The 18393-nt window shown below is 60.0% G+C and carries 11 protein-coding genes; 2 read left to right on the forward strand and 9 right to left on the reverse strand.

Features of this window, described 5'->3' with window-relative positions; genetic code table 11:
- Window positions 1-51 precede the first annotated feature (51 nt).
- The 8 genes from EO174_RS05790 to EO174_RS05825 form a co-directional block, all read right to left on the reverse strand.
- Window positions 52-2499: a TonB-dependent receptor gene (locus tag EO174_RS05790; protein WP_126942975.1), complete on the reverse strand. Its 2448-nt coding sequence runs from the start codon at window positions 2497-2499 to the stop codon at window positions 52-54.
- 674 nt (window positions 2500-3173) lie between these two features.
- Window positions 3174-3497, reverse strand: coding sequence for a DUF4880 domain-containing protein (locus tag EO174_RS05795; RefSeq protein WP_126942978.1), 324 nt, complete (start codon window positions 3495-3497; stop codon window positions 3174-3176).
- 94 nt (window positions 3498-3591) lie between these two features.
- Window positions 3592-4164: an RNA polymerase sigma factor gene (locus EO174_RS05800; protein WP_241239972.1), complete on the reverse strand. Its 573-nt coding sequence runs from the start codon at window positions 4162-4164 to the stop codon at window positions 3592-3594.
- A 700-nt stretch (window positions 4165-4864) separates the two neighbouring features.
- Complete coding sequence (locus EO174_RS05805; protein ID WP_126942984.1) at window positions 4865-5380, reverse strand: hypothetical protein; 516 nt, start codon at window positions 5378-5380, stop codon at window positions 4865-4867.
- Window positions 5381-5552: 172 nt separating this feature from the next.
- On the reverse strand, window positions 5553-7259 hold the full coding sequence (locus EO174_RS23125) for an XVIPCD domain-containing protein (protein WP_164740102.1): 1707 nt from the start codon (window positions 7257-7259) through the stop codon (window positions 5553-5555).
- Between the two features lie 29 nt (window positions 7260-7288).
- Entirely contained in the window at window positions 7289-8101 is an 813-nt protein-coding gene (locus EO174_RS05815) for a hypothetical protein (protein ID WP_126942987.1), read from the reverse strand.
- Between the two features lie 205 nt (window positions 8102-8306).
- Entirely contained in the window at window positions 8307-8723 is a 417-nt protein-coding gene (locus EO174_RS05820; RefSeq protein ID WP_039531112.1) for a SymE family type I addiction module toxin, read from the reverse strand.
- Window positions 8720-9064: a hypothetical protein gene (locus EO174_RS05825; protein ID WP_241239973.1), complete on the reverse strand. Its 345-nt coding sequence runs from the start codon at window positions 9062-9064 to the stop codon at window positions 8720-8722. Before EO174_RS05825 ends, EO174_RS05820 begins: the two co-directional genes overlap by 4 nt.
- Before the next feature lie 654 nt (window positions 9065-9718).
- Here EO174_RS05825 and EO174_RS05835 point away from each other — a divergent pair.
- Window positions 9719-13522 (forward strand): hypothetical protein, encoded by a 3804-nt coding sequence (locus tag EO174_RS05835; RefSeq protein WP_126943001.1) that lies wholly within the window; start codon window positions 9719-9721, stop codon window positions 13520-13522.
- A 325-nt stretch (window positions 13523-13847) separates the two neighbouring features.
- Here the strand turns inward: EO174_RS05835 and EO174_RS05840 are convergent, their stop codons facing one another.
- On the reverse strand, window positions 13848-17000 hold the full coding sequence (locus EO174_RS05840) for a TonB-dependent receptor (RefSeq protein ID WP_206515047.1): 3153 nt from the start codon (window positions 16998-17000) through the stop codon (window positions 13848-13850).
- Window positions 17001-17647: 647 nt separating this feature from the next.
- Here EO174_RS05840 and EO174_RS05850 point away from each other — a divergent pair.
- The gene (locus EO174_RS05850; protein WP_026064871.1) at window positions 17648-18388 is read left to right on the forward strand and encodes a flagellar motor protein; all 741 of its coding nucleotides are present in this window, start codon (window positions 17648-17650) and stop codon (window positions 18386-18388) included.
- The last annotated feature ends 5 nt before the right edge of the window (window positions 18389-18393 follow it).

The raw sequence follows: 18393 nt of genomic DNA on the forward strand, positions 1-18393 counted from the left end.
CAACGCTCAAGGGCCATGCCTGTACATCGGCGGCGGCAGGCAGCCGACGCATCACCAGCGCTTGGACACCGAAACGCTCACGAAGCGGCCGATCGCCGAATAGTTGGTGGAGTCGTACGGGGCCACGTACAGCGGCGAGGTCACCCGGTACAACGGCGGATCGCGATCGAAGGCGTTGTCCACCGATACCCCGAACTCCAGCCCCGCCCATGCATCGCGGCGTGCGCCGGTGGCGTAGCGCAACGCCATGTCGAATGTGGTGAACGATGCCGACTCCACTCCATCGGCGCAGTTGCGCACCCCGCCGCGGTAGTTGCCGAACAGCGAGGCAGTGAGCCCGCCCTGCTTCCATACCGCGCCCACGCGGCTGCTTAGCCTGGGCGGGTTGAACAGCGTGCCGGACAGATCGAACGCCGGTTGCGTGGGCAACGTCTGCTGCGTGCTGTCCAGCCAGCTCGCCGCCCCGCGCAAGGTCAGCGTGCCGCGCGCCAACGCCACCTGGTAGCTACCGCTCAGGTCCAGCCCCTCGATATCCTGCTGCGCCACGTTGGCGTACTGCGTGTAGATGATTGCCGCCACCCGGCTCGGGTCGTAGGCGACGCCGGCAAAGTTGGAGAACCGGCTGGCGAGCGCAATCACATCGGCCTGCGCCTGCGGCGTCGGCATACGGTCCACGAAGGGCGCGTAGATCGGATTGCGCAAGGCCTGGCTGGCATTTGCGATCGGCTGCAGCACGCGGTTGCTGTAGTCCACCCCGAACCAGGTCAGCTCCGCCTCCAGGCCATCCAGCGCCTCGGGGTGCCAGGCCAGCGAGACCGAGCGGGTGATGGCGCGCTCCGGCTGCAGATCCTGGTTGCCGCCATCGGCCACCAGCACCGTCGTCCCGGCGGGAAAGCCCACCCCGCCGAACGCACCCGGCTGGAACAGCCATGCCTCCTGCGCGTAATTGCGCTCGAACAGCGTCGGCGCCTTGAACGACTTGCCCCACGAGGCCTTGAGCGTTACATCGCTGCCAGGCGCATACAGCACACCGAACTTGGGCGTAGTCACCCCGCCAAAGCTGCTGTAGTCCTCCCCGCGCACCGCCGCGGTCAGCGTCAGTCGCTGCACACCGGGCACGCCCTGTGCCGGGTCCACCACTGGCAGGCTCACCTCCGCATAGGCAAAGCGCGCGCTTTCGCTGCCGTCGATCGTCTCCACGCCGTTGACGTGGTTGACATTGCGGAACGTGTTGCTGCGATACCCCACCCCGGCGGCAAGGCGCGCATCGCCTGCCGGCAATGCGAACAGCGGCCCTTCGGCACCCAGCTCGTAGCTGCGGCTGTCGTTGCAGTAGCACAGGTCGGTCACGCTCACCGCACCGCTGGCCAGCGCCGTTTCCTGGCGGTATTGATCGTGCTTGCTGTTGCCGTCGGTGGCACCCAGCGTCAGCGTCCAGTCGTTGGGCAACCACACCGCAAGGCTCGGCGACAGCAGCAGGCTGGTGGTGGTCGGCGTGACCCGGCTGTTGCGGCCACTGACAGCATAAAAGTGCAGCTGGTCGCGTTCAGTGCGTAACGCATCCAGGCGCAGCTCGGCGTTGTCGCCCAGCGCCTGGTAGGCACTCAGCAGCCCGCTGCGCAGGTCGCTGCCCGGATACAGCGTGGACGGGTCCACCAGCTGTGTGGTGTAACTGCGCTGACGGCTGTAGATCGGGTCTGCCGAGCCGTCCTGGTAGGTTGCGATCACGCCACCGCTGCGCCAGGTGGTGCCGGCGGTGACGCTGTATTGCCGCGAGGTGAGCCCGCCCTGCGTGGCCCGCCCGAAGCGCGTACCGACGTTCACTCCGTCGTAGTCGCGCTTGAGGATCACGTTGCCCACGCCACCCACCGCGTCCGACCCATAGATTGCCGACGCGCCGTCGGCCACGATCTCCAGCCGCTCCACTGCCTCCACCGGGATCGCGCTGAGGTCCACCGCCTGGGTGAATCCGCCATAGGCAAGCCGGCGCCCATTGAGCAGGGTGAGCGTGGCATCGGCGCCCAGGCCGCGCAGGTTGAGGCTCGCGCCACCGGTCATGTTCTGGTTCGCATTGCCGGCCCCGGCCAGATTGCCGCTCAGCACCCCCGGGTTCTGCCCGCCGGAGAAGTTCTGCGGCACGCTGCGGATCACCTCGCCCAGATCGCTGAAATCCTCTTCCTGGATCCGCGCCGCGCTGATCGAAATCACCGGCGACGGAACTGCACCGCCCTTGATGCGCGTGCCGGTGACTTCGATGGACTCCAACTCGGTCGCGGCGGTTTGCGCCGGCGGTGCCGCCGCAATCGCCGGCCCCGGCGAGCCGGGCCTGGGCGGCGCGTCTGCGTTCGTTGCCACGGCTGCCAGCGTTTTCTGCGCTGCTGCCTGAGCTTCCGTCGCCACCTCCGCCGTCGCCGCCTGTGCCCCCACCGCACCTGCCGCCCCGCTCGCCATGGCGAACAGGGCGATGGAAATGGCGTTGCGTAACGTACGTGTCTTCATGCTGCGTCCTTTGGCTTGCCTGGGTTGGCCCGCCGACGGCGCACTCCGGTCGGCCCGGTGCGCATCGCCAGCTGAGCAAGATCGGTCCTGCACCTGACTGCTGAAACACCGGCCCCCGCAACGAGGCGAACAGTGATCAGAATCGCTAACTGTTTGGGTTGCGAGCAATCGTCGCGCACGCAAAGTGCCTCGGCACCCATCCGGGCCCCGACACGTCAATCGCTGTGTGCGCTATTGCCCTCCCCCACCACCTGCTGCACGTTCGACGCGCTATGCACGCATCGCCATCGCCAGTGCACGCCTTGCGACGGCAACGTTGCCAGGCGCATCAACGCGCTGCGTGTCGGCTTCCACTGCAGGTACCGGCACGCGTTGCGCGGAAGCGTGTTGCTGCGCCCCATGGCCGTGCAGCGACAGCAGCGCCATCCCCGCCACTGCCAGCCTGCTGCGTGCATGATCAAAACCGACACCGCTCCCCGTTACTGCCCGTCGTGCGTGCATGTGCATCCTTCGCGTCCTGGGCGCGGCACCATCGCCATTGCGTCCCCCGACAACAAGTGATGCTGCGCAAGCGCAATGCCCTACCAGCAACGTGTGCAAGATGCAGGCAGCGCTGCAGCAAAGCGCACATTCAACGGTCCATGAAACGCGCCGTGCAGAGTGCCGAGTGCGCACTACTGCCTCAGCAGGTGATGCACCGCATAGCCGATCGCGGCAATCAGCATTGCTGCCAGCACCAGCCAGGGCCAGCGACGACGTCGACCGGAGGGTGGCATCAGCAGCTCCAGATCGCGTGCAGTGACGGCCTGCAACTCGGGATCATCCAGCACCGCCGACGCGTGTGCGTCCACCTCGAGCAGCTGCTGGTAGGCCGCATGGTGGCGCGGGTCGGCAGCCAGCCATGCCTCACGTGCGGCGCGCTCGGCCGCGTTCTCGCGCCCGTGTCGCACGAGATAGGCGGCCGCCTGCGCATGGATGCGCTCGGACTCTGCACGCATGGCTGGTGACTCCTGGCGGGCGGTCTCCCTGCGCCCTCGCGCACGATGCTACCAGCAACTTCCGGCGGCGCCAGCCAGCGGCCTTGCAGGCCGGCTACTGCGGCAACTCCCCCACGGCCGCACGACATGCCTGCAGCGCACGGCTGATGTGCTTCTCCACCATCTTGATGGAGATGCCCATTTTCGCGGCGATCTGCGGATAGGTGAGCCCGTCGAACCGACTCAGCTTGAACGCAAGCCGGCACTTTGGCGGCAGCTCGAGCAAGGTGCGCCTGAGCAGCACATCGAGCGTCTGGCGCGCCTCGGCAATCTCGTCCACGCCGGCCTCGTCGGCCCTGATCGGCGCCACCTGATCCAGCGACACGTGCTGCGCCGCCAGCCGCCGCTGACGCGAGCGCCGCAGCTCGATCACCAGATTGTGCGCAATGCGATACATCAGCAGCCGGCGGTCGCCGATGTTGGGCGCATCGCGGTACACCATCATCCGCGAGAAGGTCTCCTGCGCCAGGTCTGCAGCGGTCTCGGCATCGCGCGTACGGCGGCGCAGGTACACCAACAGCTCAGGATGCAGTGCGGCCAGCGCCTGGTCGAACTCGGCACGCAGGCGCTCCCTTTCCCCAAGCGACAGCTGGCCGCGCGCCGCAGGCGGCCCGTCACGCGAGCTCATCGTGATCGCCGCGCCTTCGGCCAAGTGCCGCTGCCCACCAACGCCCCCACGCATCTTGCGACACGACGCACCAGCGCCATGCGCGCGCAAGGGCCGTGCAGATGGATCTGAACATGAGCAGTGCAGCCAAAAGAGGGAGAATGGGTGGTGGGCACCGCACCCCGAACCGCAGCCCCACCTCTTCCTCTATGACGGCAAGCGATGCTAACCCCCTACGTTTTGCGCGCTAGTCAGCCTGGAGCATGACCACCACGCGCTCGACACTAGATCGCTGCACGCGCAGCGGAGCGCGGCATCGCCCGGTTGCCACGCTTTTTCCGCGCGCTCTATGCAAACAGCGAGGCGGCACGCTTTAGCAGTTGCAGATAACGGCTACGCCGCTTGCTACGAAGCGTGAACTAGACCAATGCGTGTGCTCACCTCACGAATGCGCATGCGTCTCTGCAATGTCGACCACTACTCAGCTTCTGTGTGCCGCCTTTTGAAACTCGACGGGCCCGTAAGCGCCCGGATACTTCTTCTTGATCAAGATGCGATCGGACGGCGTGACGCAGCTGTCCTCCCGTGAATTGACCACATACGCCTCATCCATCCTGCAGACAACCTGACTGCACCGGTTGAATCAAGTCTTGCTGACGGTGATGTAACTCACGTGCAGCTGGTCTTCGGTTAGACCAATGACAACTCGCGTCGTACCGACCTACAGCAGCCTGTAAGCCCTGGAGCCGGGCGCATCTGGGTGAGGCGGATACGGGAGGGCGTCTGACCAGGCCGCATCATCGAAAAGAACGCGGGACGGCCAGACCTCTATCACCAGAGTTGTTCGTGATCGATCTTCTTGCGCACCCCGAAGCTCGATATTACGCACGGCGATGCCTGCCAACAGACCATTGCTACCGACGCGTACAGCCATCCCATCTCGTGACTGGATGGGGCCGAGTCTTGTCGTCAGTAAAGAATCAAGCGCCGCAATATCCTTGAAGTCCGTGATGAGCAAGCGGTCGATGTCTTGCCTAAGTCGCCTCATTACATCGGGCGATTCCGGCTGCGCACTGCTTCCGGATGCTACAACAGCTTGCTGAAAGACCGGAGTGCCGGAAACAGGCGCCGCAAGAATCAGACAGACCGCCATCGACGCTAACAGGCTCACCGCGCATCCCCTACCGCATGCTGTGCCGCTCGCCGGGTCAGTCACATGCGCCGAGAAAAAGATCATGTCCCCGTCCTTCAGTCTGGATGTACGCCTACAACCGGCAACCTGATCGAAATGCATATGACCAGAACGGTGGTTAGGGCAGCGACCACTTTCGCCCTGCCAATCATGCGAGATGCCCACCACAAATCCGACTACCCGAAAGGAACATCCCAGACCACCAGACCCGTAGTCCTTACACCATCCGTTGCTGCGGAGCGATCGATTGCTCGCGCTGCTGCTCCTGCTGCTGGGAATGTTGCTGGCGCTGCGTCTCGCCCAAAGCCTGGAGCTGCGCGAGAGACTGCTCGACCGGCTGTGCAATGGCGTCGTTGGTCTTCATATACGCCATCTTGTGAGCGGGGTCGTTCAACGCGCCTTCCACCACGAAGACGTTCTCGCCCTGTCGCACGCACTTGGTGTTCTCGCTCAGTACGACATGATCGATCCGCGCCAGCCCGTTTTCCTTGGCTAGATACGCGCTGCTTGCTGCAAGGCGGGCGCTGTTGTTGTCGTACTCCCTGCCGAGGCCTTGCTCCAGGCGGCGCACGGCATCTTCGGCCTGGCGATGTAAGGGATCTTGCGATGGACTGAGCGAGCCATGCGTCGGCCCTACAGGCTGCGCTTCATGCCGCTCAGGGTGCCCGACCTCACCTCGTACACGCAATGGACTTGCATGCGGATCAACATGGAGCAGGCGTTCGTGTGAGCCATCCGAGTTAACGCGATTGATATCAGTCGTTCCGTCCTGGTGCCGCTCACGGTTCAGACTACCGCGTAAAGCATCCGACCACACACCACCAACAACTGCATGGCCCTGACCGTCACGATTCCATACGACAACATCGTTGCCAGAAGAGTAGAGGCCTGCGGTTGGACCGCTCTTTCCCTCAGCTTGTGGGCGCCCCCATGCGTGACTTGCGCCTTGATCCACTGAGTGGATAAAAGCTGGGGCTTCGCCGTTTTGCAAGAAGAGGGTTTTAACCACACCATAGTGATGAGATACATCAGCAGCGCCGTGGCCATTGCGTGCATCAGTTGGATTGATGAGTGGATCGGCCACCACGCTACCGTACGCAGTAGAGAGTGGGCTTGCTTGGTTTGCCTCACGCAACGCGTTGAAGACAGCGGTACCCTTAAGTGCATGCTCTACACCGCTTTCGATGTAGTCCGCCTGCTCGTGACCTTTGACGATCTTGTTGGGAAGCATGCCGTCGATTCTCGTCTTTACATCGTCGACACTCTGCAACGTCCCGTCGTTGATACCCTGTAGCACGCCAGGGTAGCGACCACGTCCAGCCTGGTTTTCGAGCTTCATGATCATCGTTGCCAACTTTGCTTGATCATTCAGACCTGAATCTGCATATAGATCCGTCTTGCGTAGCTGCTGCACTGCGCTGCCCAGATCTTTTGCGCCATCGCCCGTTCGCATCAGCTGCTCGACCTGAGTTCGGTCGTGCTCATGTACAAAAGCGACTCCCGCGTCAGAAGCAAGAAAGCGATCAATGTTTGATTTGACCGTCCCATCAAGTGCTCTTCCATTCTCCGCCTTGATGGCATGACCATCCCGCTGTAAGTCGTGGATGGTTTGCGTGCGCTGCTGCTCTGAAAGAGCTACGGCCGGTGTTTGTTGCCTAGCCCATCCCTGATAGGCGTCAACTAGACCAGTTGCGACATCTGGATGTTGCCCGAGATCGGTTTGTAGTGTCCCGATTGAAAATCCACTATTGCCGATGGGAGTCATCACACCATCATTGATGGACCCCGCAAATGAAAGCTGGTAGGCAACGTTTTTGCCTGCCATGCTTCCCTCTGATGCGACGCCGATCGCAAAATAAGCAAGTGTTTTGAGTTCGTTGTCACTCAGCTGCGGCCGCGCTGGTTGTCCTGTTTCTTGTGGCATTTCCTTCTCCTTGGCTGACAATCAATCAACTAACGGCTGCAAAGCGCTATGTTCGTGCGGGCAGCGTGGATGACGGTCAAATACTCATCAACGACCGCTGGCGCCATCCCTTCGGAAATCTGGTCATCCGTGCGAGCAGCATCTTGCTTGTATTTGGATAAAGCCGACAGGCAACCTGGCTTGTCTTTCAACTTGTAGAGCGTGAGCGCGTAATCGTTCCGTAGTGTGCCCTCATCGGCAAAACTCATAGTCGGAACGCAGCTCTGATAAATGGGCGCAAGCACACCCTTGGCTTCGACATATTTCTTTTTATCGTAGAAGGATTTGAAGTCGTGACGCGCCTTCTCGATCGCATCGGTGGCACAGCTTGAAGACACACGCTTATAGATTCCCTCGAAGCTGCCGTTGCTTCCGCAGTAGGCCTGGCACTGCTCTTTGGTCGAAGTGCTGATGGCTACACCATTCGCCTCCATCTTTAGAACAAGCGAGCATTGACTTGCCTCTGCACCTTCATAAACAACCGCGTGGCCGCTTTTATCCAACTGACCAGAAAGCGTACATCCGCTGTCGACATTCTCTGTGTCCAACGAGAACTTCGAAAGTTCTTGGCCCTTGGGTGCATCAATGATCAGGCGCCCCCACCCACCTTCGGTGACATAGGTGCCGATCCCAACCTGGGCAGGTCGCGGTGGATCGACATCTATGGTTGGAGTAGAAGCAGGCGTCGCAGCGGTGGCCGCCGCTTGCTGGCTACCAGGTTCCGGCTGTGCTTGACCGCACCCAGGCAGCAGAAGGACTCCGGCAAAGATTAGTGCGTAACAACTACTCCCAATGCCTTTCATGGCCGTGTACCTTTAAATGTGTCCAGGCTGGACAAGTTACATCACGCAACCAGTTCGGGCACGTTCCGGCCAATACAGTGGCCGCGGATCTCTTCGCTTCATAGGCTAGCAACGGAATACGCTGGGGAACAAAACTCACGTAGGTGAAGGGTTTTCCCGCGCCTCTGGCCAAGTCTGGTGCCAGCTCAGGCCGTCGGCCCCCAGCCTAGCGCCGCGCCCTGCTTGTCGCTACCGGCACCTCCACCGGCGGCAACACCTCCATCAGTAGCTGCCCTTCGCTGGCGGTGATGCGCAGCTTGGTGCCGATGGCAAAGCCCAGTTGTTCCAGCCATAGGCCGCTGAGGCGGACGTGGGGCACGTGCTGGTCGCCGGCGTGGTCGTGGGCGCCGGGGTAATGGGTGTAGCTGACGGTGCATTGGCGCGGGCGGCGGGCGCGGCGGGGTGCGCGTAGCGTGCCGGGGCCTTGCGGGGAGGCGTCCGGGTCGGGCGGCAGCATCGGTGGCAGCTTGGTGCGGTCGGGTTCCACAACAACCCACTGCACCCGCTTGGGCGGCGTGGGGCGCGTACGCGTGCGGGTGGGCCGTGCGCTGGCAGATGCCGTGGGTGGGCGGCGGCGTGTCATGGCACCTCCTGGTGGTGGCGGGTGATGGTTGCAGTGACGCACTGCTGCAACCCCACGGCACTACGTGCGGACCGGTAACCCGAGGTGTGCGGCAATACAGCGAGCTGGAGCCTCAGCAGATGCGCGGGATGGTCGATCGCCTGCTCAACGGCCGTGCGTGCGACGAGCCGGCGCAGCACTCCGGCCACATCCCACCGCAGGCGGTGAGCGGAGGCTGGCAACAGATCAACCGGCACAGATGCCGGCATGGATGGTGCGGTAGACATGGCAATGCCCTCCTGGAACAACCCAAGAACCGCCGCCAACGGCGACGGGATGTCGGGAGGTTCGAAACCGCTCATAGCCGGCGGGCGTATTCCCCTTGCGGGTGTTGTATTAGCCGCCCTCCCGACACAGGCATTGCGTCGGCTTGCACCTGCAGGACGCAGGCACAAAAAACCCACCGGTTTGACGGAGGTGGGTACCGCTATGAGAGGAGTTTCGACGCTCCTTGGGGCTAGATTGCAAGTACGCGGTCTCGCGTGTCAATACACGCTGGCAGGTCTCCCGCGCCTGTGTCCGCCGCTGGCGCAGTTCCATACGGGCCACGCAAGCCGAGCACCGTCGCTTGATAAGTGCACATGACCCCATCATGGTCCATTCGGGACCGTTATTTCTCGCGGATCTCAAGAAAGACGTGGCTTAAGAATTCCAAACAGGCTTTGGTCCGTTCCCGCTAGAATGATCGCCGACTTCAGACCCTGCGACTCCAGGATGGCGCGTTCAACATGGCAGATTTTTACCTAGCACGGTCACTCTTAGTTGGGGAGCAAGTGCTTACCGAGGACGCCCTCTTGAGCAATGGAGGCGTAATCCTGGTTTTAGCCGAGCCTGGCGCCGGAAAAACAGAGTTATTGAATTCGCTTTCAGAAAAACTTAGCACGGTTCGTATGCGAGCTAGCATATTTCGACACGCTACCTCTCCCGGCCCTCGATCGTCACTAGTTATTGATGCAATGGACGAAGTGACAAGGCTGAACAAGCTTGCTAGCCAGGAAATAATAGCTAAGGCTAGCCAAGTTTCAGCACAATTGACAATTTTTGCGGGAAGGTCGAGTGAGTGGGATGAAGGACTCACCGAATTTGCCGCGCAGTGTTTTGGGGTATCTCCAATTGTAGCGCGCCTACGCCCGTTCGATAGCGAGGACCAAGCTGTTCTGTTCGCGCACAGATTTCCCGCACATAGTTTCATGGATTTCCAACGACAGGTGTACAAATTTGAGCTGGCGCCTCTGTTAGGCAATCCGCAATTTTTTCAGCTCCTTGGCAGCGCGTATTCGTATGGAGAAAGCGCTTTCAGTTCCAAGCGCGAGATTTTTTATAGCTCTGTTAGGCAGCTCGCTTACGAGGGAAACTCCGACGTGAAGTGGTCTGAGCCACGTCCACCTCAGAGTGAAATTGTCGACTTGGCAGGCCGCATATTCGCCAAAATCTTGCTTTCAGGCGCATCTGGTGCTGCGCTATCCGAACGCTCAAGTGACCTTGATTTTCCATATTTGTATAGTTTAATAGAAGGCGGGGATAACGCCTTATTTTTGTTGGATACTCAGTTAGTAAAGCCAACAAGTGAATCGGATAGAATAGAGCCAGTCCACAGGATCGTCGCGGAGTATTGTGCAGCGGCTTACTTGACAGCAAAGATAGAAGACCCCGCAGATAAGCTGACTGCTGGAAGGGTTTTCGCGGTGATTGCTCCAAACTCAGTCACCCGGAGTGAGCTCCGAGGTCTGCTCGGGTGGCTCGCGGCGCTTGGAAGTGCCGACATGCAGCTGCGCGCCATTGAGATAGATCCTTACGCTGTAATGGCTAATGGGGATCCTGGGCAGCTAGAGCTAAAATCAAAAAAACACCTTATCCAATGCTTGCGCAAGCTTGCGTTGATTGATCCCTATTTTAGGCGGAGTGATTTGTGGAGAAAATTTAATGTAGGAAATTTTTTCAATGACGGGATAGCTGATGATGTGAGGGCGGCACTCAAGGAGTCGAACTCTCTTCGCACTCTCTTGCTGGAATTATTGGCTGACAGCCAGATGGCTGACGATGTTGTTGCTGAGGTTGCAGCTATTGTTGAAAATCAGTCCGAGGATTTTAGCTCGAGGATGCTTGCCCTGACGGTAATCCCGGACCATAAGTCGGTTGACCTTCTTCATGTAGCGTCTGAACTCCTTTGCGAAGCTACTCCTAGCTCCTATGAGCTCGCTGCTATAGCGGCAAAAAAAGTCGGAATTTCTGCATTTGGTATGTCGAGGCTAACTGAGTTATTAGGTGGAGCCGCCATGTTCTATCCGGATGACTATTCAAGCAAAAGAATTCGCGTGCCCAGGTATAATGTTAGTATCTTGATCAGATCGTTAGGGCGCGACGAGATAAAGCCTGCACTGGATAGTCTTGCGGGCCAAATTACCTGCAAATGTGGTGCCGGAGAAAACAAAGTGTGCACCTGCCGTAACGGCATTAGTCGAATTATTGGCTTGGTGCTGGATCAACTTTTTAATGTTGTTTTACCTGGTGAGGTCGACGCTAAAGAGCTTTATCATTGGGTAAAAGATTTGTGCTATTCAAATTATAACTCTCGGCCCGGGAAATGCGTTTCTTTTCTTCTTGAAAATCACGATTTTAGGCGTTCCGTACAGCAGCTCTATCTAGAGCGCGCTATGAGCCAAGCTGACGCATATCGCTTAGTGGGGCGCTTGTATCAGGGAACAACTCATCACGGGATACTGGTTCAACTGGGTGATATTGAGGCGCTAGTTCAATTTTCATTTGAACGCGGATTGAATTATGTATGGAAAGCTCTTCACGTGCGTCATACGGTGCACAGGCAGCCACAAGGGCCAAATGCCATCAGAGCATTGCAAAGAAGGCATAGTGGTCAATCTGGTGAATTACTGCGCCTTTGGGCATCTTGTGAAAGAGATTGGCGGCAAAGCAATCGTCAAAGTCTAAGGTGGAAAAGAAGGAGGACGAAAGCTAGTCTTTCGAGCGAAGTTGTTTCTGATGAAATTAAATATATTAGAGATAACATTGAATTGATCGAGGCAGGACGCCATTGGAGTATTCTGCGTGCAATTGCCTCGGACTACATGTACTGCGAAGTACATATTTTAAGCAATTTTGACGATTCGGAAACACCGATACGCGCGCTAAAAAATTGCTTTACGTATCTCGCGCCTCATGTGCCAGATCTTTCAGATTTCACAATTCGCTCGGGAAACGACGTTGCTTTGGTTCTAACCGCAGGATGCTTGGCTAAGTTCAGGAGTAAAGAATCCTTGGAAGATCTTCCTCCGAAAATTCTTCAAGTTGTGCGGGCCGCACTTCACTCGTTTCCGACTTATGCGGATGGCGAGCAAGCCAACTTAGTCGAAGAAATTGATGGATTGATCTTTAAGTCAGATGCCGACGTGGAGGCTTTTCTTACAAAATTTATTGTGCCTCAACTGCTTTCAATTAAGCCAGGTCATGTTCCTGTAGAGTGGTTAGAGGAAGAAAAGATTTTTTCACAAAACAACACGGCTTTTGCTTTAAAGTGGCTCAGTGATTTCCCATTTGCACGACCGGTTAGCGTTGAATCGTTGTTCAAGATGGTTGTAAATACATCGAACCATGATGAGATCTTCCCTATAATCGAAGCTCGAATTGCTGATTTGCCACCAAAAAAGTTTCCTTTTGAGGGCTTAAGTGACGCCAAAGCCTGGGAATCCAGGATGTTGTTTTGGAGAATTAGTGCATTCCTATATCGGACCCCGTCATGGAAGTCAGCTTGGCAGATTATTGCGCAGGATCACACGTCAATAGTTGCTCTGAGTCATCGACTAGGCAACTTGTATCGTGAAATTAAAGATCCGGTGGTGATGCGGGCCGAGCAGGTTCATATGATACTCGCTGATTTCATCGATAAGTGGCCTAAGGTCTATCTTCCGAATAGTTACGGCACCGGTAGCCCGATTGAGGAGGCTTCCTATCGATTTCTCACAGAGGTAATTTGGCGGATTGAAGAAGATATTCCTGAGCGGCGCATTCCTGTTCTGGACGCGATTCTTGACGATCCGAGACTCGCGGACTTCAATAGCGTTGCACTGAATATGAAAGCTACGGCTCTTAGAGAACGGGCGCACGAGGAATTTCGTGCCCCAAAGCCTGCTGAGATCAGTGGAATGTTGGATTCCAGTCGCCCGGCCTCTGTGGAGGATCTTCGCGCTTTGCTGTTGGATGAGCTTGGCGAGCTGCAATTATGGTTAAGGGGTGCGGAAACTGATCCGTTAGAGACTTATTACATAAATGGGCGTCGGGTCGACGAAAACTCTGCTAGAAATAGGATAGTTGATAGATTAGCGGGTCGTATGCAGGCGCGCGGAGTGTCCATAAATATAGAGCAGCATATGGCGGGCTCGAATAGGTGCGATATCGCTGTGATGATTACTCTAGCCGGTCAACGTCATATGTTGGTTGTTGAGGTGAAGGGTCAGTGGCACAAGGAGCTTTATACGGCGGCTGCAGAGCAGTTGAATGCTAGATATTCAGGCCATCCGGATGCTGCGAACCAAGGGATATATCTAGTTTTATGGTTCGGTCGTGGTGAGAAAGTGGCGGGCAAAAAAAACCTGGAAATACAGTCCCCAGAGCAGTTAAGAGACTCGTTGCTAGCTAAAATGCCTGAAGCCTTGCGGAGCAGGATAGATATTTTTGTCCTAGATCTCGCTCTGCCGTCGCGGTTTCCAGAGAACCGGACAAAGGTTGTCAAAACTGTGGAGAGTTAGGTGTTTATGTGCCGCAGCATACTCGGCTACCACTTTGCTTGCCGTTAACAGGCTTAAGCGGCCTGAACAAGCTCTGCTCATCTGTCACAGCTTAGAAAGGCGACCAGACGGCGGATGCACGGTCCAGCGGCGGCTCGGACTCGAGAGCTGTTGCGTCTAGACATTGAATGAAAATAATTGGTTAGCGGCGAGGTGCCGCGATCAGCAAGCCCGCCATCGTGCGCGCCAATAACGGTTCCGGGTTCACTTCCACTGCAGCCCGGCCGTCGCCAAACCATCGCGCCCACACCGCCACGCGGCAGGCATGGGCGCGACACGCCGGCGCCTAGAACTTGTAAGTCAGCCCCAGGTACGCCAGCCGGCCTGCGTATCCGCCGGTGTAGAAGCGGGCGCGGGTGTCCTCGCCCAGGTGCGCGCGGGACTCCTGCTTGGTCAGGTTCAGCACCGAGGCAGTGAGGCTGAGCGCCGGGGTGATGTTGTAGGCCGCGTTGACATCGATCTGGTAGTACGGCTCCTCAAAGACGTTCAAGCCGTTGACCAGGCCCTGCACCAGTTCACCGCGACGGTTGTACGAGGCGCGCAGCAGCAGACTGTCGGTTTCGTAGAACATGGTGAGGTTGGTCTGGTTCCTGGCGCTGCCCGGCATGGACGTCTTGCCGGCCTCGGTGCCGTCCTCCAACCGCACCGCCGCCTTGCTGGCATCGTTGTAGGTGTAGTTGAACTGCACACCGAGGCCAAACGGCAGCGTGTGCTGCGCGTACAGCTCCACACCCTGCGACACCGCGTCCTGGCCGCCGGCCTGGGTACTGTAGTTCTGCACGGTGACCGGTTGCCCGTCGACCATCATGTTGACGTCGCTGATCACGTCGACCGCGAAGTTCTCCACGTTCTTGCGGAACAGCCCCACACCTGCCACCGAACCCGGGTGGAAATACCATTCCAGCCCCAGGTCGAACTGGTTGGCCTTGTACGGCTCCAGGTTCTTGTTGCTGCCCGAGCCGTACCAGCCCTGCTCGCTGGCACCACCGGTCAGGCGCCGGTCGGCCACGTACTCGGGGCTGTAAAACTCCAGGCTGCCAGGCGCGGCGATGTCGTTGTAGCTGGGCCGCGCAATCACCTTCGACGCCGCCGCGCGCAGCAGCAGGTCTTCGGTCAGGTCGTAGGCCAGGTTGAAACTCGGCAGCACGTCGGTGTAGTTGCGGTCCAGCCCGCTGACCACGAACGACTCGGTGCGTTGCACGCTGTCGGCCAAACGCCAGTAGCCTTCGGTGCCGCAATAGGTGTCGGCCGGGGCGCCGCCGGGCATGGCGGCGCCCTGCTGGCAGGCCAGCGGATTGCCGTCGGCGCCATCGAAGAAGTAGTCGTTGTAGGCGCTCACCTTGTCGGTGGACTCGGCACGCTGGCCGGTACGCGCCACCCGCACGCCGACGTTGCCACGCAGCCGCTCGGTGTGGAAGTTGAGCTGCAGGTAGCTGGAATAGATCTCTTCGTCCACGTTGTAGACGAAGTTGTCTTCGTTGCGGGTCTGCATCGCGCCGTAGGTTTGGTTCAAGTAGCCGATGTAGCCCGGGAAGTTGATCGCCGGGAACGCGCTGGCGTTGACGCCGCCGGCCAGGTTGTCCTGCGCGAACAGCAGGCCCGGGGAGAACTGCGTGGCGATGGCATTGCAGCGCCCGTTCCAGTAGCGGTTGTCGTAGTCGCCCGGGTCGGTGCCCGGGCACACCCAGTAGTTGTTGCCGGTACTGCGGTGGATGCCGCCGTCGCGACGTTTGATGCCGAACTGCAGCGAGTCGAAGACCTCGCCGTCGAAATGCCAGGTGGTATCGATCTGCGCGTACTGCTGCTGGTTGGTGTTGCGGGTCCAGGACGAGCCGGTCGAGCCCAGGTCGACCTGCAGGATGCCGTCGCGCAGGTTCTGCATCAGCTCCGGCGAGAACGTCATGGACGGCGTGCCGGTCAGGTCCCAGGCGCTGGCGAAGTTGGCGTTGGTCCAGCTGCCGTCGGCGTTCTGCAGGCGCGGCTTGATCGGCAGGGAAAACTGCAGCTCCGGCCCGCCCTTGGCCCAGGTGCGGCCGGCCTTGAACGCCACGTCCACCTGCTCGCCACGCCATTCGCCGCCCAGGTCCACGGTCTGCGACAGCGATTTTTCGATGTTGTAGCTGCCGGTGATCTGGGGCGTGGGCACCGTGCAGTCGTCCGAGCCCCAGCCGCCCGGCGGCAGGCCGGCCGCAGCGGCCTGCGCCTCGTTGCAATAGTAGGTCTTGCCCGGGCGCAGGCTGTAGGCGGCGCCAGTGACGATCGTGCCGCTGGGATCGAACTGCAGCCGGTCGAGCAGACGCCCGCCGCGCCAGTTGCCGTCGCCGTTGTAACGGGCAATGTTCCACTCGGGAATCTTGATGGTATTGGTCTGCGAGTCCTGCGACAGGTCGAAGCGGAAGTAGTTCGCGGTCAGCGTCAGGTCGTCGGTTGGCTTGAACTGCAAGGTCAGCTGCCCACCCTTGCGCTCGCGCTCCTCGCGTTTGGCGCCCAGGCTCACCGCCGTCGGCATCATGAAACCGGTGGCGTAATCGCCGTCCTGGGTCCAGAAACCGGTCCCGCCCCACCAGTTGGCATTGAAGTCCGACGGATTACCGTTCACGTCGACCGCCGGGCCGACTTCGTCGCGCCCGTACCATTGCCAGCTCTCGGTGCTGGCATCGAGTGTACGTGCGGTGCGCTTTTGCTGCGTGTAGCCGACGAAGACACCGAAGCGGTTGTCCTTGTCGTGCCACGAATACGAACCGGAGAACTGGCCGTCGGTCTTCTTGCTGGTATCGGACCAGGTGCCCTCGGCGGACACGAAGCCCGAATGTGGCTCCAGTTCCAGCGGGCGCCGCGTCTGCAGGATCACCGTGCCGCCGATGCCGCCTTCGTCGATGCGCGCTTCCGGGGTCTTGTACAACTCTGCGCTGCCCAGCAGGTTCGACGGCAGCAGCGTGTAGTTGAACGAGCGCGTCGGGTCGCCGTTGGACTCGGCGGTGGCGATGTAGTTGCCGTTCAATTCGGTCAGCACCAGCTCCGAGGACAGGCCACGCACGCTGACGTTCTTGCCCTCGCCGCCGTCGCGGCTGATGACCACGCCGGGCACGCGCTGCAGCGCATCGGCCACGTTCTTGTCGGGGAACTTGCCCACGTCCTCGGCGGTGATCACATCGACCACGGCGTTGGCGTTGCGCTTCTGCTCCAGGCTTTTTTCGATCGCGTAGCGGTAGCCGGTCACCGTCACTGCGTCCAGGTCCGTGGCCTGCACCTCGGCCTGGCCCGTGGGCGCCGGCGTGCCGTCGGCCTGCTGGGCGGCGGCGGTGGAGGCGGCACTCGCGAACAAGGCGATGGCGATACCGGCGGACAGCGTGCTGCGGTGGCGTGCGAATGGCATGCAGTTCATTTCGATCATGCTCTCCCAAAGGTGATTGGCTTCGGCGGATTTCTGTCGATCCAGCGATCGGCCAAGAACGCTGCGCGAAGTGACACAAAAACGATCCGTCGCCATTGCGGCAACCTGCCCCCTCCTCTTGCGTCCGCTTCCACGCAGATGCGATTAGATCGTTCTAATGCCGTGGAAAGCTAAGTAGCACAGCCCACGCGGCAGCGCATTCTGCCGCGCAACAGACCAGCGGCGTTGCGAGGCATCCACAATGGGCAGCCGGCCCGCCACGCGTGCACGCGGCACGGCACAGCCGACCGCGTCGCGGCTGCAGCAGCGTGATCGCTGCAAGCAACACACCCTCGCCCGCAACCGGACGCAAGCGGTTTGCCGAAGCGCCAGCACACACCTTGTTTAAAACCGAGCTCAGCAAGAGACTGGATGGAGCTGAGGGCATCGCCCACCACACGCCGCGTGGCGGCCATCGCCAACGCGATCGCCACACCGAACATGCGCGCGCTTGTTGCCTGCGTGCACGCGCAAGGGGGGGCGGGCCTGATGCGGCATTGATGACACGCCCTGGTCGGGAGCGCATGCGCCGATGACCTGTCCCCCTGCATCGACGCAGAGTCGAAGCGGCCCATGCCGCAAAACGACAACTTTCTGGCGCTCTCGACCATCTGCTCTATCAAGTCCGCCGCGCTCGCGCCGATATCGCCTCCATGGACAGACTCAGCATCATCGGACTGGTGCTCGCGATCGTGGCGATCGTGGGCGGCAGCGTGTTGAAAGGCGCCGGCATTTCGTCGCTGTGGTCGCCGGCTGCCTTCGTGATCGTGATCGTCGGCACCGTGGCGGCAATCCTGCTGCACACCTCGCCGGCGGTTTTCCGGCGCGCCTTCAAGATCCTGCGCTGGGTGATCCAGCCGCCGGCCAGCGACCGCCCGCAGTTGCTGGCGCGCATCGTCGAGTGGAGCAACATCGCCCGCCGCCAGGGCCTGCTGGGCCTGGAAGACCAGCTCCCGCGCCAGGACGACGCGTTCCTGCGCAAGGGCCTGCAGATGCTGGTCGATGGCGTGGAGCCCGAATCCATGCGGCATATGCTCGAGATCGAAATGGACAACCAGGAGCGGCAGGACCTTGCCGCGGCCAAGGTGTTCGAAGGCATGGGCATCTACGCGCCCACGCTGGGCATCATCGGTGCGGTGCTCGGGCTGATGGCGGTGATGAAGAACCTGGCCGACCCGGCCATGCTCGGCCACGGCATCGCCGCGGCCTTCACCGCCACCATCTACGGCATCGCCTCGGCCAACCTGCTGTTCCTGCCGGTCGCCGCCAAGCTCAAGAGCGTCATCCATTGCAGCACCAACGAGCGCGAAATGGCGATCGAAGGCTTGATCGCGATCGCCCAGGGCGAGAACCCGCGTAACATCGAGTCGAAACTGGCAGGCTACTTGCATTAGTCCCG

Source organism: Xanthomonas sp. BRIP62418 (genome assembly GCF_003993495.1).
GTDB classification, from domain to species: domain Bacteria; phylum Pseudomonadota; class Gammaproteobacteria; order Xanthomonadales; family Xanthomonadaceae; genus Xanthomonas; species Xanthomonas euroxanthea.